Origin of the sequence: Streptomyces sp. CB02923 (assembly GCF_001905005.1) — a bacterium.
GTDB lineage: Bacteria > Actinomycetota > Actinomycetes > Streptomycetales > Streptomycetaceae > Streptomyces.
On the sequence record NZ_LWKZ01000023.1, the window covers coordinates 283,755 to 301,867 of the forward strand.

Consider the following 18,113-nt stretch of genomic DNA (forward strand, 5'->3'; position numbering starts at 1 on the left):
GGGCCCGGCACCGACCCGGCCGGGGCCCACCCCCGGCAGCCAGTGCGCGGCGCTCACGTACCCGTCCGGCGGCCCGGGTGCCACGTGACCACCAGGGCTCCGCCCGCCACGACCACCCCGGCCAGTACGAGCATCGTGACGTCGAGCGATCCGGTGAACGCGTCGATAACCGCGTTCCGGAGGCCGCCGTCCGCCGTTCCGGAGGTGCTCAGTTCGCGTTCCGCCGCGGCCACGGTCGTCGGCGGGTGCGGGCCGCGCAGCGCTGCGGGCAGGTGTGTGGTGAAGAGGGCGGTGACGACGCTGCCGCTGATCGCGATGCCCAGCGCGCTGCCCAACTCGCGGGCCAGACTCTGGAGTCCGGAGCCGGTGCCTGCCCGGTCCGGCGGCAGTGCCGACATCAAGCCGTGCGAGAGCAGGGGAGTGGCCAGCCCGCAGCCGGCCGCGGTCAGCGTGGCACCGGTGGCGTAGAGGACGTACGGGGTGTGGCCGTTCACCGTCGACACGGTGGCCAGGCCTGACGCCAGCACCAGCAGCCCCGCGCCCACCGTGGCCCGGCCGCCCAGCCGTCGTTCCAGTGCCACCGCGCAGCGCGGGGCCAGCAGCAGCGCCGCCGCCATCGGCAGCAGTCGTACGCCTGCCTCCAGTGGCGAGTGGCCTTGTGCGTACTGGAGGTACTGGCCGTTGACGTAGAACAGGCCGAACATGCCGACGAAGGCCAGCGCCAGGCCGAGCGCTCCCGCCCGCACGACCGGCAGGGCGAAGAGACGCGGGTCCAGCATCGGGTGCGGCCGCCGGAGTTCGTACCGTACCCAGCACGTCAGCAGTACGGCGGCGAGCGCGAATCCGCCCACCGTGCGGGCGCCCAGCCAACCCGACTCCGGCCCGGAGACGATGCCGGTCAGCAGAGCGAGGAAGCCGGTCGTCAGCAGGGCTGCGGAGACCGGGGAGACGGGGCGGTCGTGGCGTACGGCGAGCGGGGTGCGGACGGCGATCAGGACGAGGGCCAGGAGGGACGGCGGCACGACGCACAGGAACAGCGCCCGCCAGGAACCGGTCTGGAGGGCCGCTCCGCCCCCGACGTTGCCCAGCACCGCCGCCAGCCCCGTCATCGACGCCCACACCGCCACCAGCCGTGGCCTGCGCTCCGGCGCCGCGTCCGCGACCAGGAGGGCCAGCGTCGTCGGCAGCACCGCGGCGGCGCCGACCCCGCTGAGCATCCGACCGGCGATCACCACGGCGATGCCGGGCGCGGCGGCGCACAGCGCGGACCCCGCCGTGAACAGGGCCATCCCGCCGAGCAGGGTGCCCTTGCGGCCCAGCCGGTCCGCGAGCGCGCCCGCGGGGACGAGCAGGCAGGCGAAGAACACCACGTACCCGTCCACGACCCATACGACCGCCTCGGCGGAGGGGTGCAGCGGGCTGCGGGACAGCGACGGAATGGCGAGGTTGACGGCGGAGACCATGCCGACGACGAGGGTGACGCACAGGCACATCACCGCGACGGTGGAGCGGCGCGGGCCGGTGGCGGGGCCGGGGATGCGGGGGGTGGCGGTGACGGCGGGCACGGTGCGGGTCATCCGCCGTCTCCCACCGGGCAGGGACCGCCGGGCGGGCTCCCGGGAGTGCCGGGTGGGCTGCCGGGACCGCCGGGCGGGCTCCCGGGACCGGCGCCCCGGACCGGTTCCGCACGGAAGGCCAGCCGGTCACCGCGGATACGCAGGAACTCCAGGTCCACGGGGCGCCCGTCTGGCAGCCGGGTCAGCCGCTCGACGGTGAACACCGCCTGCCCGGGAGGGATTGCGAGCAGTGCCGAGGTGCCGGGGTCCGCGTTGACCGCGTGCACGGTCACGCTCGCCGAGCCGAGCGGGCCGCCGACGGACTCCTCGATCAGGCCGAACAGATCCCGGCCCGTCAGGTCCGCCGCGAGCAGCGGCTGTCCGATGTCGGTGGTCAGATACGTCAGGTCCAGCGACAGCGGGTCCTCGCCGAGGCGACGGAGCCGCTCGATGTACACCACCTGCCCGCCGTCCGGCACGCACAGCCTGCGTGCCACCTCGCGGGGCGGCCGGACCACGTCCGCGACCCGCACCTCGTTGCTGACCTGCCCGTACGCCGACAGGGTCTCGGCCAGTCCGGTCAGCTGCTCCAGCGTGTGCTCGTGGGTACGGCGCCGGATCACCGTCCCCACGCCCTGCCGCCGCCGCACCACGCCCTCGTCGCGCAGTACGCCCAGCGCCTCGCGGACGGTGTTCCGCGAGACGCCGTGGTCGGCGATCAGGCTCCGCTCGTCGGGCAGGACGCCGGACGGGAAGGCGCCGGAGGCGATCTGCCGGCGCAGCACCTCGGCGACCTGCCGGGCCCGGTCGGCGCGGGGCCGGGCGCGGGCACCGGCCGGAGCGGTCGGGTCGGGTGACGACGCGGCCATGGGACCTCCGCAACTCGGCTCGGGGCACGCCGGGCGACGCGGTGCCGGGCGCCCGCCCAACCTAGGGTCCGGAGATTTCCCCGACGTTACGCCACCCACGTTGACCTGCGACAACGCTGGGACGTGGGAAGACGCGCGCCGTGTCGGAGGGTTCCGCCACCCGGGACGCGGCGCGTCTGCGCCGCGGGCGTCTCGGCAGTGCGGGCCCGGAAGGCCAAGGAGGCGGCCTGAACCGGACCCGCCACCGGACCCGCCACCGGACCCCCGATCTCACCGAACCCGCTTCACCGGCCCCGTCTCACCGGCCCCGCCTCACCGAACCCGCAAGCCGCGCAGCCGGTTCAGGGCCGCCGCGACCTCGTGGCGGCGCGGCAGCGCGAAGTCCTCGTCCCGCACGGCGAGGAGCTGGTGCGCGCCGTCCTCCAGGTCGCCGTCGAGCAGGTCGAGCGCCTCGGCCAGCGTGCGCTTCCCGTCCACGTACCCGCGTCGCACCATCAGTTCGAGGGCCAGGCCGATGCCCACCACCTGGCGCGCGTCCGTGATCTGTTCGACGGCCCGCAGGTCGATGTCGTGCTCGCCGAAGGTCAGCCCGTCGTCGCCGCGCGAGCGGATACGGGACCGGCCGCGTACCGACGTGTCGAGCGAGCCGGGGTCCGGGCGTCGGTGCGCGACGCCGGGGAAGGAGTCCGCCTCGGCGGTCCGGCCGGTCGGCACCGCCGCCAGCGCGCGGGCCCGCTCGGTGACGTCGGACGGCAGATACGCGTCCATCATGATCACCTGGTCCGCGACCTCCATGTAGTCGCCGGACCCGCCCATCACCAGCACGGTCGAGACCCCGTGGTCCCGGTGCAGGGAGCGGACGAGGTCCACGAACGGCGTCAGCGGCTCCCGCTCCTTGGCGACCAGCGCCTGCATCCGCGCGTCACGGATCATCAGGTTGGTGGCCGCGGTGTCCTCGTCGATGAGCAGGGCGCCCGCGCCCACCTCGACGGCCTCGCACAGGGAGGCGGCCTGCGACGTGGAGCCGGAGGCGTTGTCGGTACGGAAGTCGGTGGTGTCCGCGCCGCTCGGCAGGTGGTCCACGAAGGCGTGCACGTCCACCCGCTCGACCCGGCGCCCGTCCTCCGAACGGATCTTGACGGTGTCGGGCCCGGCCACCACCCGCTCGCGGCCGTCGCCCGGGACGTGGTCCCAGACACCGGTCTCCAGCGCCCGCAGCAGCGTCGACTTGCCGTGGAAGCCGCCGCCGACGATCAGCGTGACCCCTTCGCGTACGCCCATGCCGGTGACCGTCCCGGCGTGCGGCAGCTCGACCGATACCCGCAGTTCCGCGGGGGAGGCGAAGGGGACGACCCCGCCGCCGGCCGCCGGGCGGTCGTCCACGCCGCTGCGCCGCGGCAGCACCGCGCCGTCGGCGACGAACGCGACCAGGCCGAGGCCGGGCAGCGCGGCGCGCAGCGCGTCCGAGTCCTCGACGGTGTCCGCGAAGGCCCGTACATCGTCGGCGTCCAGCGCCGCGTACCGCAGGGCGCGCCCGGCGACCTCCGGCAGCAGGCCGCACAGGACGTGCTCCGCCGCGTGCCCGTCGATGCGGCGGCCGTGCCCCGGCAGGTCCACGCCCAGGCGCAGCGTCACCGAACCGTCCCGCGCGTCCACCAGGCAGGAACTGCGCTCCAGCACCTCCTGGCCGCCGGCGTCCACCCGCAGCGCCCGGTGGTCGGCCGCCTCGGCGGCCCGCCGCGCCAGATAGCTCGCCAGCGCCCGCCGCCGGACGGGCGTCTCCCACAGGTCCGCCGGGAACCCGGCCTCCTCGGCAGGTACGCGCAGGGCGACCCGCGCGGGCGGCGCGTACGGGTCGGACTGCCCGCGGATCACCTCCAGCGTGAAGCCGGGCATGGCCCACGAGCCGAGGAGCGACTTGTACCTGCCGTACGAGGCGCCGTCCATCCGGCGCAGCTCCCCGGCCAGGCCGTCGCGGATTCCCTGCGGGCGCTCGGCCCGCTGCCGGTCCTGGGAACGGCCGTGGCCACGGGTGTGCCCGCGGTCCCGGCCGTGTTCACGGCCGCGGTCGTGGTCGCGGCCTTGAGGGCGTCGCACAGCGCCTGCACCTTTCGCGTTGCGTCATCCGGTGACCGGCCGGTCACCGGTCCGACGGCCGACGATACCCAGACATTCCCCGTGCCGTCGCACGCGGACGGGCGACCGGCCGCGGCCGGGTGCCCCCGCCCCGCAGCCGGTCACCGGCCCGGCCCGTCAGTACACGGCGAACGGAAAGAGCTGCCGGGACACGTCCGCCCGCGCGTCCCCGCCGTCAGCCGTACGGGCCGGGCGCAGACCGACCAGGGTGGCCGCGCCGCACGCGCAGATCACGGACGTGGCGACGAGCAGCCGGCCGGTGCAGTCGACGACCGGGGCGGTGCAGGTGCGCAGTTCCGGGTCCGGGGCCCCGCACCGGCGGCAGGCCGCGGCCTTCGGCGATCCGGTCAACGTCCCCACCTCGTTCCGCCCGGTACGGCGGCCGGGGTGAGCGCCGACGCGAGGAGCAGGACCCAGAGGCTGTCCTGCGAGAAGGGGGAACCGGCGGGGGAGGGCGTGACCAGGGTGACGCCCACGATGAGCACGGCCACGAAGGCGATGCCCGTACAGCGAAGGGCTATCCTGCAATCGACGAACACGAGGTCTCCTTGTGGGTGAAGAACACGGGGTTTCCTGAATTCGGCAGAAGGCCGTTCCCTGCTTCCCGCCAGAAGCACCAGGGAGCGGCCTCTTCGTGTGCCGGTGGCGGCACGGGGTTTTCCCGCCCGCCGGTCGCGTGGTCGGTCGTGGTGGTCCGTCAGGTCACATGGCGTGCCCCTTCCCCGCCGTCGTGCCGCGCCACGTCGCGCGGCCCGTACACCGGAAGTGTCGGCCCCGCGCCCACCTGGGCCAATGGCCCGGAGACGGGCGCAGGCATTCCTGAGCACCACGGCGGCGCGGGCGGGTACCGGCGAACACTGGCGAACAGCGGTGGCACAGGCGGACAATGACGGACAGGCGCGGGCCTTCTGTGGCACCGCGCCGCCGCGCACCCGGGGGATGATGATCCATTGACCGAACGGCCCGCGTCCTCACCCGTACCGGAGCCCGTGGAAGCGTTCGCGGGCCAGCTGCGTGAACTGCGGCTGCGGTGCTTCGAACCCACGGAGGCCAGCCTCGCCCTCCAGATGCGGTGCGGCCGCAGCTCGGTGTCGGCGATGCTGAACGGGCGCCGCTTCCCCAGCTGGGAGCTGACCTCGGCGTTCGTCACGGCGTGCGGGGCGGAGCCCGCGGACTGGCTGGACCGGTGGCGGGACGCGAAGCGCCGCCTCGACGCGCTGCGCAGGGGGCCCGGCGGCCAGGACGGGGCCGCGCGTCCCGCGGTGCTGCCGGACGTCGGCGGCGACGCGCTGCTCGCCGCGACCTGGTACCGCAGCAACCCCGAGTTCTACACCGCGGCGGCCCGGTGCGTCCGGGCCGCGCGGTCGGAGATCAGGGTGACGTATACCCGCCGCTACCCGCCCGACCAGTACACGACGAAGGCGTCCGCCGACTACTTCGCGGACATCCTGGACTGGGCGCGCGCGGACACCGAGGACCAGCGCAGCGTCCGCCGCATCATCGGCGTCCCGGAGACGGACGGGGTGCCCGACCGGGACGTCCTCGCCTGGGCCCGGCGGCACCGGGGGGAGACGGACCACATCCTCACCTATGAGGCGAGCGTGCTGCGGTGGACGGCGGCGGCCGACGGCCTGAACATGGCGCTGATCGACGACAGCACCGTCTTCCTGGCCTTCTCCGGCGGCGCCCGCCAGAAGCTCAACGGCTTCAGCGTGCAGGACCCCACCTACATGTCCTACTTCGCCGCCTACTTCGAGCAACTGTGGACGCCGCTCCAGCCGTTGGGGGCGTACCTGGACGCGGTGGGTCAGCCGTCGTAGTGCTGGATACGGCCGCCGTGGCCGCGGTCCAGCAGGGCCGGCAGCCGGGCGTGGAGTTCGGCGGTGATGGCCGGGACGTCGAGGGTGAGCAGACGGCGGTCGCGCATGAGGACGCGGCCGTCGACGACGGTGGTGCGTACGTCGCCGGAGCGGGCGCAGTGCACCAGGGCGGTCGCGGTGTCGTGCACCGGCTGGACGTGCGGGCCGGTCAGGTCCACCAGGGCGATGTCGGCCCGGTATCCGGGGGCGAGCCGCCCGATCCGGCCGTCCAGGCCGAGCGCGCGGGCGCTCTGGGTGGTCGCGTGGCCGAGGGCCTGACGGGCCGTCAGCCACCGCGGGTCGCCTTCCGCCGCCTTCTGCACCAGGGCCGTGAGCGTCATGCTCTCCCAGACGTCCAGGGTGTTGTTCGACGCGGCCCCGTCCGTCGCCAGGCCGACCGGGATGCCGATCGAGCGCAGCAGCCGTACGGGAGTGGTGTCCCACGCGAACTTCAGGTAGCCCCTGGGCGCGGAGGCCACGCCGATGCGCCCCGTCCCGCGGCTCAGGACCGGGAGGTCGCGTTCGAGGATGCCGGTGCCGTGGGCGATGAGGACGCCGACGTCCAGGAGACCGGCGCGGTGCAGCGTCTCGACCGGGGTGCGGCCGTGCCGGGCCAGGCTCCGCTCGGTCTGGTCGCGGTTCTCGGCGGCGTGGAGGTGCACCGGCAGGCCGTGGTCGCGGGCGAGCCCGGCGCTCGCGCGGAGGTCGGCTTCCGAGACGGTGTACGTCGCGTGCGGCGCGAGCGAGGTGGTGATCCGGCCGCCGGCCCCGCCGCGGCGGCGCAGCGCGAAGTCCAGGGAGCGTTCGCGGCCCGCCGGGCCCTGTGAGGAGAAGTACGCCCACCCCAGGTCCGCCCGCAGCCCGCTCTCCGTCACGGCGTCGGCCACCTCGTCCATCGCGAAGTAGTGGTCGGCGAACGTGGTGACCCCGCCGCGGATCATCTCGGCGCAGGCGAGCCGCGCGCCGAGCCGTACGTCGGAGTCCGTGAGGTGGGTCTCGGCCGGCCAGATCCGGTCGTTGAACCACTCCTCGACGGGCAGGTCCTCGGCGCTGCCCCGGAACACCACCATCGGCGCGTGGGTGTGGCAGTTGATCAGTCCGGGTACGGCGGCCTGGCCCCGGGCGTCGATGCGTTCGGCGGCGGGCAGGTCCGTCACCGTGGCGGCCGGGGCGACCGCGGCGATGCGGCCGTCGCGTACGACGATCGCGGCGTCCTCGGTGAAGCCGATGCCGTCACGGTCGTCGTGGACGAGGACGGTGCAGCCCTCGATCACCAGGTCGGCGGGGCGGGGCGGTCCCGGTGCGGCGGCGGCCGCGTCGGGGTGCGGTGCGGGGGCGGGCATGGCGGCCTCCTGCCGGGTGGGGCGGTGTGCCACGACCATGGCACGGGGTGGCCGCGGGGCGCAGCCGGGAATCCGCGCAGCAGGGAATCCGCGCAGCCGGGAAGCCGCCCACGCGGCTTCCCGGCTGTGGACGCTGCGGGGGTTACCGGGCGCCGACGGCCGGCGCGAGGGCGTCGTCGGCGAAGCGCGGCACCTCCGCGTTCTCGTCCTGCCCGCCGTTCTTCTCCCGGATCCACTTGCCGGCGAGGGCGGGGATCCACGCCGAGAACTCGCTCTGCGTCAGGTCGCCGGGGACCTTGCCGCCCAGCTTGTCGATGTCCGCGGCGGGATAGCCGGCGGGCGCGTCGATGCGTTCGGCCGGGGTGTCCTTCATCGTCGCGTCCCAGACCTGGAGGGCGAACGTGGTGCAGTTCCTGGCGGGCGTGCCCGCCCAGCCACCGGTCGCGAGGAAGTTCCAGCTGGGCAGGAGGGTGTACTTCTCGTCGAGCGCGGCGCGCCGTCCGATCTCCTGCCGGAAGGAGTTCTGCTGCGCGCCGGTCAGCGCCGTGCAGTGTGCGGCGCGGGGGGAGTACGCCTGGCCCTGGTCCTGCTTGCGGCTCGGCCGGTCCCATTCGACCAGGGGCTTGCCGGGGACGTTGATGTCGTAACCGGTGTAGTTGACGGACATGCCGTCGACCGGGGAGCCGTCGCCGTTGGTGCCGTCCGGGTCGTCCGGCTGGAAGGAATAGGTGTCGTAGCGGGCCTCTTCGCCTCCGTCGAGTTTCCGGTGCAGCTTTCCGCCGGAATTGAAGTGCACGAGCCAGCTGTGGCCGAACACGTGCTGGCTCACGTTCAGTTCGTAGAGCAGCTTGTTCGTCTGCTCGGCGTAGGACAGCTTCCCGTACTGCTTCTGGAAGCCGTCGCTCTTCCACAGTGCGTGGGCCCGCTTGCCGGTGTCCCAGACGTAGCCGCCGGTGGTGCGGTCGGTGATCTCGGTGCTGTAGATGCAGAGCACGTTGTCCAGCGACCGGGCGGCGGACGGCTGCGGCCGGCCGGGCCGGTCGGCGGCCTGAGCGGCGGGTGCCTGGAGCAGCCCCACGGAGAGGGCCACCGCGGCACACGAGGCGACCACGGCCGGCGTACGTAATGTCATGACGTGCGGTACTTTCCTTCGGTCGGTCGGCGGCTCGGACACGCCGCCGGCCCGGCATACCAAGATCATTTCTCCGGGCGGTCCCGGGAGCCAGGGCGGAAAGTCCTGACGGGGACGGGACTTTTGCCCCTGGTGGGGGCGGGGGAGGACGGACGCCCGGGAGCGGGCCGTGACCAACTGGCCGGGTCCGGACGGGAGGGCGGTCCAGCCGGCCCGCCGGACGGCACCGTGACACGACATGCGACGTTCCGACCCCCGGGAGAGTGGTCCGCGATGAACAGCATCGGCTACGAGGACGTGCGGGCGGCGGCCGGCCGGATCGCCGGTGACGTGCGCCCGGTCACCGTCGCACCGGTCGACCCGGGCGGCTTCGGGCCCGGCGACGGCTGGCTCGCTTACGAGTTCACCCAGCACACCGGCTCGTTCAAGGCCCGCGGCGCGGCGAACTTCATCGCCGCGCACCGGGAGGCGGGCACCCTGCCCGAGGCCGGGGTGGCCATCGCCTCCGGGGGCAACGCCGGGCTGGCCTGCGCCTGGGCCGCGGGCCGCCACGGCATCCCGGCGACGGTGTTCCTGCCCGAGACCGCGCCGCCGGTCAAGGTCGCCCGGCTGCGCCGGCTCGGCGCCGACGTACGCCGGGCGGGCTCCGAGTACGCCGCCGCGCTGGAGGCGTCCAGGGAACACATCGCGCGGACCGGGGCGTTGGAGTCGCACGCGTACGACCACCCGCTGATCGCGGCCGGCGCGGGCACCCTGCTGGAGGAGATCCGGGCCGCGCTGCCCGGTCTGGACACGGTGGTGGTCGCGGTCGGCGGCGGTGGGCTGTTCAGCGGCGTCGCCGCGGCCGCGCACCACCACGGCGTACGGGTCGTGGCCGTCGAGCCCGAGAACTGCCGGGCGCTGAACGCCGCGATCGAGGCGGGCCGGGTCGTCGACGTCACGGTCGACTCCGTCGCCGCCGACTCGCTGGGCGCACGCCGCGCCAGCGGCATGGCACTGCACTGGGCACAGCGGGCCGAGGCGGTCTCGCTGCTCGTCCCGGACGAGGCGATCCTGGCCGCGCGCAGGGACCTGTGGGACGACCGCCGGCTGGCGGTCGAGCACGGCACGGCAGCCGCCTTCGCCGCGCTGCGGACCGGGGCCTACCGGCCCGCGCCGGGAGAGCGGGTGTGCGTCGTCGTGTGCGGCGCGAACACCGACCCGTCGGACCTCGTACACCCCGGTGAGTGACACTCACGGCCCGTCCTGGCGCACGTTTTCGACGTACGCATGACCGCCGGGCCGGGCGCGGGCAAGCCGCCCGGCGCCCGGTACCGCCCCGCGCGCCCCTCGTTGTTCCGCCCGTGAGCTGCGCGTCAGCGCCGCCACGGGCGGCCCGCGGCCCGCAGGCCGCCCCCGTCTCCGCACACCTGTCCAAAGAGATTTGCCGACGAACCGATACACCCGTCATGTGGTGCTCGTTGGCCCTGTACGGCGCGTGAGTTGCGGCCGGACGCGTGGCCCGCCACCGGCCCCGGCCGCCGTTGAACACCAGCACCTTCGTCAGGAGACGGCACGCATGAACAGGAAGCCAGGCCACCGCGGTCGCCGATTGCCGCTGACCTTCGCGCAGACGGGAATGTGGTTCTCCCAGCAGCTGGACGCGGAGAACCCGATCTACCGTGCCGCGGAGTACGTGGACATCCACGGCCCGGTCGACCTGGCCGTGCTGAGCACCGCGGTGCGCCGCGCCGTGGCCGACATCGAAGCCGTGCGGGTGCGCTTCGAGACCGACGAGGAGGGCGGCGTCTGGCAGGTGCCCGACCTCGCGGACGACTGGCCGCTGCCCGTCGTCGACCTGCGGGACGCGGCGGGCCCCGCCGCCGGCCCGCCGGCCGACCCGTGGGCGCGCGCCGAGGAATGGATGTGGGCCGACCTGCGCAAGCCCGCAGACCTGCGCCGCTCCCCGCTGTTCAGCTTCGCCGTACTGCTGCTCCCGGACGACCACAGCGTGCTGTACATGGCGCTGCACCACATCATCCTGGACGGCTACGGCTTCTCGCTCCTCATCCAGCGCCTCGCCGGGATCTACACCGCACTGGAGGCCGGTGAGGAGTGCCCGCCCAGCGGACTGGGCACGCTGGAGGAACTGCTCGCCGACGAGGCCGACTACCGCGCCTCCGAACGCTTCACCCGCGACCGCGCGTACTGGGCCGAGCGCTTCGCCGGCCGGGCCACCGACACCGGCCTCGCCAGCCGGCTGGCCACCGTCCCGCACCGCTTCGTCCGCGAGACCGGGCACCTCCCCGCACCCGCCGCCGACGGACTGCGCTCCCTGGCGCGGCAGACCCGGTCGGGGCTGCCCGTGGTCGCGATGGCCGCCCTCGCGCTGTACGTGCACCGGATGAGCGGGTCCACCGACGTGACGCTGGACCTGACGGTGACCGGCCGGGTCGGCGCCGTACCGCGCAGCGCGCCGTCCATGGTCGCCAACATCCTCCCGCTCCAGGTCGCACTGGGGCCGTACACGACCGTGCGCGAACTGGTGCGGCACACCTCCGAGCGGGCCCGCGGACTGCTGCGCCACCAGCGCTACCCCTCGCCGCACCTCGTCCAGGAGCTGGGCGCCGGGCACACCGGCGGCCTCCTCGGCGACTGGGGCATCAACATCATGCGGTACGACCCGGAACTGACCTTCGGACGGCACCCGGCCACCCTGCACAACCTCTCCAACGGCCCGGTCGCCGGTCTCGGCGTCAACGTCTACGAACGGACCGACGACGGCTGTCTGCGCATCGACTTCCAGGCCGACCCCGACCTCTACGACGCCGAGACCACCGCCGCCCACCAGCGCCGCTTCCTGGCCCTGCTGGACACCCTGGCCGGTATCGACCCCGAACAGACCGTCGGCGGCATCGACCTGCTGCCGGCCGCGGAGCGCCGCCGGGTGACCACCGGGTGGAACGACACCGCCCGTACGGTGCCGGCCACCACCCTGCCCGCGCTCTTCGAGGAACAGGCCCGCCGCACGCCCGCCGCCACCGCCCTCGTCTGCGGCGACGCCACCCTCTCGTACGCCGCGCTGAACTCCCGCGCCAACCGGCTGGCGCACGCCCTGATCGAGCGAGGCGCCGGACCCGAGACGTTCGTGGCGCTGGCCCTGCCGCGCACGGCCGAGCACCTCGCGGGGCTGCTGGCGGTCCTCAAGACGGGCGCCGCGTACGTACCGGTCGACCCCGGCCTGCCCGCCGAACGCATCCGCTTCCTGCTCGCCGACACCCGCCCGGTGTGCGTCGTCACCACGGCAGCGGCCGCCGGGCACCTGCCCGGCACCGCCACCGCGCTGTGCCTCGACGACCCGGCCGCCGCGCGGGAACTGGACCTCCGCCCGGACACCGACCCCACGGACGCCGACCGGCGGGCCCCCCTGGCGCCGCGCCACCCGGCGTACGTCAGCTACACCTCCGGCTCCACCGGGCAGCCCAAGGGCGTCGTCGTCGAACACCGCCAGCTGACCAACCTGTTCTTCGACCACCGGGCCGAACTGATCGACCCGGAGACGGCCGCGGCCCGGCGCCGCCTGCGGACCGCGCTGACCGCCGCGTTCTCCTTCGACACCGCCTGGGAAGGCCCGCTGTTCCTGGCCGCCGGCCACGAACTGCACCTCGTCGAGGACGCCGTACGGCTCGACCCGCCCGCCCTCGTCGGCTATATCGCCGACCGGCGCATCGACTTCCTCGACCTCACCCCCACCTACCTCCACCAGCTGATCGCCGCCGGGCTGTTCACCGGCGAACGGCACCGGCCGCGCATCCTCATGGTGGGCGGCGAGGCCGTCGACACCGCCCTGTGGGAGACGCTGCGCACCCTGCCCGGCACCACCGCGTACAACTACTACGGGCCGACCGAGTGCACCGTCGACGCCGTGTACTGCCGCATCGCCGACCAGGGGGAACAGCCCGTCATCGGGCGTCCGGGGCGCAACGTCCAGGCGTACGTGCTCGACGCCGCGCTCAACCCCGTACCGGCCGGTGTTCCCGGGGAGCTGTACCTGGCCGGCGACCAGATCGCCCGCGGCTACCTCCGCCGGCCCGCGCTGACCGCGGAGCGGTTCGTCGCCAACCCGTTCGCCCACGCGGGCAGCGGCTCCGCCGCCGGGACCTGCGGCGACCCCGGAGTGCCCTGCACCTGCGGCGCGCCGGGCTCGCGCATGTACCGGACCGGGGACCGGGCGCGGTGGACACCCGACGGCATCCTCGAATACCTCGGCCGCGCCGACGGCCAGGTCAAGGTGCGCGGCTTCCGCATCGAGCCCGGCGAGGTCGAGACGGCACTGGCCCGGCACCCGGGCGTCGCCCACGCGGTGGTCACCGTACGGGAGGACACCCCGGGCGACCGGCGCCTGGCCGCGTACGTCGTACCGGCCGCGAGCGGCGCGGCGGCCGGCCGCATCCCCGCCGCGCGGCGCGCCGGATCCGGCCGCACGACTCCCGGCTCCGGCCCGGTCGACGCCGACGCCCTGCGGGCCTGGGCCGCCGCGCGCCTGCCCGAGTACATGGTCCCGGGCGCCTTCGTCCTCCTGGACCAGCTCCCGCTGACGTCGAACGGCAAACTGGACCGTGCCGCGCTGCCCGCTCCCGGAGCGCCCGCCGCCTGCAACGGGCGGCAGCCGCGGAGCCCCCAGGAGAAGGTGCTGTGCGCGCTGTTCGCCGAGGTGCTCGGTGTACGGCAGGTCGACATCGACGACGACTTCTTCGCCCTCGGCGGTCACTCCCTGCTGGCGGCCAAGCTCATCAGCCGCATCCGCTCGGCCCTGGGCGCCGAACTGTCCATCCGCGCGCTGTTCGAAGCGCCCACCGTCGACGGTCTCGCCAAGGTGCTCCGGACCGGCGGCGGACCGGACGGCTTCGAGGCGCTGCTGCCGCTGCGCACCCGGGGGACCCGGCCCCCGCTGTTCTGCGTCCACCCGTCCGGCGGCCTGAGCTGGTGCTACGCGGGTCTGCTGCGCCACCTGGGGCCGGACGTCCCGGTGTACGGGCTCCAGGCCGGCGGCCTGGAGCGGCGCGCGGCGCTGCCCGCCACCTTCGAGGAGATGGTCGCCGACTACGTCGGGCAGCTCCGTGCCGTCCAGCCCGCCGGGCCGTACCACCTCCTGGGCTGGTCACTCGGCGGCGCGCTCGCCCACGCCATCGCGGTCCGGCTGCAGGCCAGGGGAGAGCGGGTGGCGCTGCTGGCCATGCTCGACTCGTGCCCCATCGACCCGCACGGAACGACGGACCCCGCCGTGACGGAACACGACATCCTGTCCCTGCTCCTGGAGGCGGCGGGCCACGCCCCGGACACCTTCACGCGACCGCTGACCGTTCCCGGCGTCGCGTCGGTGCTGCGGGGGCAGAGCGGCGGTGACGGGCTGCTCGGCTCGCTGAACGAGCACCCCGCGCTCGATGAGGACCGGCTCACCGCCGTCACCGAGGTGTTCACCAACTCGGTGAAGCTGCTGCCGACCTTCTCCGACGGCATTTTCGACGGCGACCTGCTGTACTTCCACGCCACGGAGGGCAAACCCGCCCACGCGCCGACCGCCGAGGCGTGGCGCCACCTGGTCACCGGCCACATCGAGAACCACGACGTCGCGTGCACCCACCACGCCATGACCCAGGCGGGACCGCTGGCCAGGATCGGCCCGGAGGTGGCCGCGCACCTGGACTCCGCGGTGGCCGTACCGGACAGCGTGGTTCCGTAAGGACCGGACAGCGTGGTTCCGTAAGGAACGCGCGGCTCAGGCATCCGGCTCCGACGCCGCGTACCGCTCCGCCACTTCGGCCGCGGTACGGGCGACCGCGGCGCGGAGTCCGGGCGGGCCCAGCACCTCGGCCTCCGTGCCCAGCCGCAGGAGATCGCCGACCGCGACGGCCGGGGTCTCGACCGGCAGGTCCACCAGCACCCAGCCCTCGCGGTCCGGCGGCCCGGCCCCTTCCAGGGCCCGGCTGCCGGCCGTACCGAACTGCATGGGCAGCAGCCGCTGCGCACGCGGCGATATCCGCAGCCGTGCCGTCGAGTGGTGCAGCCTGGCCTCCAGCCCCCGGGAGGACTCCTCCCAACAGGCGGCCAGATCGAAGGCGGCCGGCCGCTCGAAGGGCGTGTCCGTCGTCTCCGTGCTCACGAGGCGCGAGATCCGGTAGGTCCGCGTCCGTACGGTGCCGTCGCCCGGCGGGGTGCCGTCCGCCCAGGACACCACGTACCAGATGCCGCCCTTCAGGACGAGGCCGAGCGGGCGCAGCTCCCGGTCCACCGCACCGCCCCAGGCCCGGTAGTGGACGCGCAGCACCCGCTGCTCCCAGACGGCACGCGCCACGGACGCCAGGTGGGGGACCGGGTCGGCGTGCCGGAACCAGGCGGCGGCGTCCAGGTGGAAGCGGTCCTGGAGGCGCCGGGTGCGGTCCGCCAGGCCGGGTGGCAGCGCGGCCTGGAGTTTGAGCTGGGCCGTTGCCAGGACCGCGCCCAGGCCCAGTTCCCGCGCGGCCCCCGGTACGCCGGCGAGGAACAGCGACTCCGCCTCCGCGTCGTTCAGCCCGGTCAGCCGGGTGCGGTAGCCGTCGATGAGGGAGTAGCCGCCGTCCGGGCCGCGCTCGGAGCGGACCGGGACGCCCGCGGCGCCCAGCGCCTCGACGTCCCGGTAGACCGTGCGCGGGGACACCTCCAGTTCGGCGGCGAGTTCGGCAGCGGTCATCCGGCCCCGGTTCTGGAGCAGCAGGAGGAGGGAGAGCAGGCGGTCGGCGCGCATGAGGCCATTGTCGCGCCGTACCTGACAGAAGGTGTCAGGTACGGCGGCCAGACTGCGATCACGCCGCGCGGACCGCACCGCGCGGCCGGACGAGAGGACCGCCATGCCCGCGCAGACCACCACCGGACGCACCCGTACCACCGGACACTTCACGTACGCCGACTGGAAGGAGCACGCCCTCAACTCGGACGGCGGCTTCCCGCGCCTCGCCCACGCCGCCGTCACCAACGCCTTCTCCGGGGGCATCGAGGCGGCGCACACGGTCTGCGAGTACACCATCGTCTACGTCACGGAGAAGACCGGCACCTTCACCGGCATGGAACTGCTGGAGGGCGGTATCGACGGGCGCCGGGGCACGTTCGCCGTCGAGGAGCGCGGCTCGTTCGGCGACCGGGGGAGCGTGCACTGCACGTTCGAGGTCGTGCCGGGCTCGGCCACCGGCGATCTGGCGGGTCTGCGCGGCACCGGTGAGTTCACGGCCGAGCACGGCAGCCCGTCGGTCCCGTACACCTTCGACTACGACTTCGGCTGAGCCGCGGGCGGTGGCCGGGGCGGCCCGGCCGGTCCCTCATGCGACGGCCGTCGCCAGTCCGGCCTCCGCCTCCCGCGTCGTCTTGGTCCAGCCCGTCTGCCCGCGCAGCATCCGGAACAACGCACTCCAGGCACACAGGAACGACAGGTAGTTCATGACGACGAAGGAGTGGCCGAGCAGCAGGGCTCGGGCCACCCCCACCGACCGGTCCCGGCGCAGATACGTCCAGGACGTGACGAGGGCGGGCGCGAAGGTGAGCAGGTACCAGGCGAGCAGATTGACCGGCCATCTCAGCCGGGTCCCGTCGACCGCGGCGGCCGGACGGCCGCGCAGCACCAGGACGTTGGGGCTGCGCAGGAACCAGATCAGGCAGTACTGGAACAGCAGCGACCAGGGCAGGTCCAGCACCCACGGCACCAGCAGGTACGAGAACATCTCCAGCGCGGCCAGGTGTCCCAGCCGCGGCGCCCGCCAGATCTCGCCCATCCGCCGGCCGGCCGTCATGTGGCCCTGGTACCAGCGGGTGCGCTGCCGGATCAGCCGCCGCAGCTCGCTGACGCCCTGCTGGTCGACGGAGGCGTGGGCGGTGGTGCGCAGCCGCCAGCCGCGTACGGCCAGGCTGATCGCCAGGTCCAGGTCCTCCGTCAGCGACCGTGACCACGGCCGCGCGCCCAGCCCGTCCAGCGCGGAGAGCCGGGTGAACTGGCCGTTGCCGCCGAGGCTGACGGTGGAGGTGACGTTGCGGCCGAACTGGGTGACGGCGGCCATCGCCCAGAACTGGTAGTCCTGGAACCAGGTCAGGAAGTTGCCGCGGCGGTTGCGGATGCGGACGCCGAGCTGGACGCCGCCGGTCCTGGGGTCGTCGAACAGCGGCAGCACCCGGGCCAGCGCCCGGGTGGAGAGCCGGCCGTCCGCGTCCATGACGCACACGACCACCTCGGCCGGGTCCTGGCCGCGCGCCGCGACCCGTTCCCGTACCCGCACGATGCCGTGGTTGAGGGCCTCGCCCTTGCCCTGGCGGGCGTCCGGCAGCTCCCGGCGGAGCACCGTCACCTCGCCCTCGCGCCCGTCGGCGCGTGCCGCCTCGCCCGCCTGCTCGGCGGTCCGGCCCGTACCGTCGTCGGACCCGTCGTCGATCACCACGACCGTGGTGCGCGGGCCGAGCAGCCCGTCGACCGTCGTGCCGATCACCGACTCCTCGTTGAGGCACGGGATCAGGGCGTACAGGTGGCGGTGGTCGCGGCGGCCGCGGTGGGGGCTGCCGTACGCCGTGTCGCCCTGGACCCGTAACCGGGCTTTCTGGCGGCGCAGTTCGAACAGGCCGGCGCCCATGGCGACGGCGAGATAGCCCGCCGACATGGCGATGACCGTGTGGCCGACCGCGTCGGCGGCCTTGATGAGCCGGTGCTTCAGCATGGGTCTCCTGGTTTCCGGCGGGCGGACGGCACGGCTGCCGGGGCGGTGGCCGGGCGTGGGCGGCGGGGCGGGAAGGGGCGGATCGCGGGAGCCGCCGCTGGTACGGGTAAGCCGGGCCGTACCGGCGCCCGTACCGGGAGCGCCCGCCGCCTCCGGTCCAGCCGCCGCTGGATCTCCCGGCCCAGCACGAACCCGGCGGGCACCACCGCCGCACCGATCGCCGCCGCCAGCGCGCCGCCGCGCCCGGCGCGTACCGCCGCCACACCGCCGGCCGTCGGCCAGATGAATCCGGTGTACATGGCGCGGTGGCACCTCCGGGCGGAAAGAAGAGTTCCGGTCGCGGCGCGACGCGGCGGCAGGGGAAACGCAGGCGGGCTCCGACCACTGTCACCCAGAATGGGATCGCTGGCCAGACCGCGACGCGCCGTGGAAATGGCCGCAGCCGGTGATTTCACGCCGTCCGGCGCGGGACCGGCCGGGTGCACGGCGCGAGACCACCAGGAGTCC

14 protein-coding genes are annotated in these 18,113 nt (G+C 74.4%); 4 read left to right on the forward strand and 10 right to left on the reverse strand.

Annotation, left to right across the window (positions count from 1 at the left end; translation table 11 throughout):
• Nucleotides 1–53: 53 nt before the first annotated feature.
• From A6A06_RS19860 to A6A06_RS19880, 5 genes are all read right to left on the reverse strand, one after another.
• Nucleotides 54–1,577, reverse strand: coding sequence for an MFS transporter (locus A6A06_RS19860; protein WP_073762632.1), 1,524 nt, complete (start codon nt 1,575–1,577; stop codon nt 54–56).
• The gene (locus A6A06_RS19865) at nt 1,574–2,425 is read right to left on the reverse strand and encodes a GntR family transcriptional regulator (protein ID WP_073762633.1); all 852 of its coding nucleotides are present in this window, start codon (nt 2,423–2,425) and stop codon (nt 1,574–1,576) included. Before A6A06_RS19865 ends, A6A06_RS19860 begins: the two co-directional genes overlap by 4 nt.
• Before the next feature lie 312 nt (nt 2,426–2,737).
• Complete coding sequence (locus tag A6A06_RS19870; RefSeq protein ID WP_073762634.1) at nt 2,738–4,522, reverse strand: ABC-ATPase domain-containing protein; 1,785 nt, start codon at nt 4,520–4,522, stop codon at nt 2,738–2,740.
• A gap of 156 nt (nt 4,523–4,678) precedes the next feature.
• Nucleotides 4,679–4,912, reverse strand: coding sequence for a hypothetical protein (locus tag A6A06_RS19875; protein WP_073762635.1), 234 nt, complete (start codon nt 4,910–4,912; stop codon nt 4,679–4,681).
• Entirely contained in the window at nt 4,909–5,100 is a 192-nt protein-coding gene (locus A6A06_RS19880) for a hypothetical protein (protein WP_073762636.1), read from the reverse strand. Before A6A06_RS19880 ends, A6A06_RS19875 begins: the two co-directional genes overlap by 4 nt.
• 411 nt (nt 5,101–5,511) lie before the next feature.
• On the opposite strand from A6A06_RS19880, the gene A6A06_RS19885 reads away from it, so the two are divergent.
• Nucleotides 5,512–6,381 (forward strand): helix-turn-helix domain-containing protein, encoded by an 870-nt coding sequence (locus A6A06_RS19885; RefSeq protein ID WP_073762637.1) that lies wholly within the window; start codon nt 5,512–5,514, stop codon nt 6,379–6,381.
• Here the strand turns inward: A6A06_RS19885 and A6A06_RS19890 are convergent.
• Together A6A06_RS19890 and A6A06_RS19895 are read right to left on the reverse strand one after the other, a co-directional pair.
• Entirely contained in the window at nt 6,369–7,763 is a 1,395-nt protein-coding gene (locus A6A06_RS19890) for an amidohydrolase (protein WP_073763244.1), read from the reverse strand. The two genes, A6A06_RS19885 and A6A06_RS19890, sit on opposite strands and share 13 nt — an antisense overlap.
• Before the next feature lie 142 nt (nt 7,764–7,905).
• A complete protein-coding gene (locus A6A06_RS19895; RefSeq protein WP_199931008.1) occupies nt 7,906–8,895 on the reverse strand; it encodes a hypothetical protein in 990 nt (329 codons plus the stop codon).
• A 273-nt stretch (nt 8,896–9,168) separates the two neighbouring features.
• On the opposite strand from A6A06_RS19895, the gene A6A06_RS19900 reads away from it, so the two are divergent.
• Nucleotides 9,169–10,125, forward strand: coding sequence for a threonine/serine dehydratase (locus A6A06_RS19900; RefSeq protein WP_073762639.1), 957 nt, complete (start codon nt 9,169–9,171; stop codon nt 10,123–10,125).
• Nucleotides 10,126–10,453: 328 nt separating this feature from the next.
• A complete protein-coding gene (locus A6A06_RS19905; protein WP_073762640.1) occupies nt 10,454–14,617 on the forward strand; it encodes a non-ribosomal peptide synthetase in 4,164 nt (1,387 codons plus the stop codon).
• 36 nt (nt 14,618–14,653) lie between these two features.
• On the opposite strand, the gene A6A06_RS19910 is transcribed toward A6A06_RS19905, so the two are convergent.
• On the reverse strand, nt 14,654–15,658 hold the full coding sequence (locus A6A06_RS19910; protein ID WP_073763245.1) for a helix-turn-helix transcriptional regulator: 1,005 nt from the start codon (nt 15,656–15,658) through the stop codon (nt 14,654–14,656).
• A 103-nt stretch (nt 15,659–15,761) separates the two neighbouring features.
• Here A6A06_RS19910 and A6A06_RS19915 point away from each other — a divergent pair, with 103 nt between their 5' ends.
• The gene (locus A6A06_RS19915) at nt 15,762–16,190 is read left to right on the forward strand and encodes a DUF3224 domain-containing protein (RefSeq protein WP_073762641.1); all 429 of its coding nucleotides are present in this window, start codon (nt 15,762–15,764) and stop codon (nt 16,188–16,190) included.
• Nucleotides 16,191–16,226: 36 nt separating this feature from the next.
• Here the strand turns inward: A6A06_RS19915 and A6A06_RS19920 are convergent, their stop codons facing one another.
• Both A6A06_RS19920 and A6A06_RS41835 read right to left on the reverse strand, forming a co-directional pair.
• Entirely contained in the window at nt 16,227–17,606 is a 1,380-nt protein-coding gene (locus tag A6A06_RS19920; RefSeq protein ID WP_073762642.1) for a glycosyltransferase, read from the reverse strand.
• Nucleotides 17,600–17,905, reverse strand: coding sequence for a hypothetical protein (locus A6A06_RS41835; protein WP_073762643.1), 306 nt, complete (start codon nt 17,903–17,905; stop codon nt 17,600–17,602). Before A6A06_RS41835 ends, A6A06_RS19920 begins: the two co-directional genes overlap by 7 nt.
• Nucleotides 17,906–18,113: the final 208 nt, after the last annotated feature.

Excerpts from the sequence above, each read along its gene's own strand:
- A6A06_RS19915 (WP_073762641.1), top strand. The coding sequence starts at position 15,762 with ATGCCCGCGCAGACCACCACCGGACGCACCCGTACCACCGGACACTTC.
- A6A06_RS19890 (WP_073763244.1), bottom strand. The coding sequence starts at position 7,763 with ATGCCCGCCCCCGCACCGCACCCCGACGCGGCCGCCGCCGCACCGGGA.
- A6A06_RS19860 (WP_073762632.1), bottom strand. The coding sequence starts at position 1,577 with ATGACCCGCACCGTGCCCGCCGTCACCGCCACCCCCCGCATCCCCGGC.
- A6A06_RS19910 (WP_073763245.1), bottom strand. The coding sequence starts at position 15,658 with ATGCGCGCCGACCGCCTGCTCTCCCTCCTCCTGCTGCTCCAGAACCGG.
- A6A06_RS19920 (WP_073762642.1), bottom strand. The coding sequence starts at position 17,606 with ATGCTGAAGCACCGGCTCATCAAGGCCGCCGACGCGGTCGGCCACACG.
- A6A06_RS19900 (WP_073762639.1), top strand. The coding sequence starts at position 9,169 with ATGAACAGCATCGGCTACGAGGACGTGCGGGCGGCGGCCGGCCGGATC.
- A6A06_RS19905 (WP_073762640.1), top strand. The coding sequence starts at position 10,454 with ATGAACAGGAAGCCAGGCCACCGCGGTCGCCGATTGCCGCTGACCTTC.
- A6A06_RS19865 (WP_073762633.1), bottom strand. The coding sequence starts at position 2,425 with ATGGCCGCGTCGTCACCCGACCCGACCGCTCCGGCCGGTGCCCGCGCC.
- A6A06_RS41835 (WP_073762643.1), bottom strand. The coding sequence starts at position 17,905 with ATGTACACCGGATTCATCTGGCCGACGGCCGGCGGTGTGGCGGCGGTA.
- A6A06_RS19895 (WP_199931008.1), bottom strand. The coding sequence starts at position 8,895 with ATGACATTACGTACGCCGGCCGTGGTCGCCTCGTGTGCCGCGGTGGCC.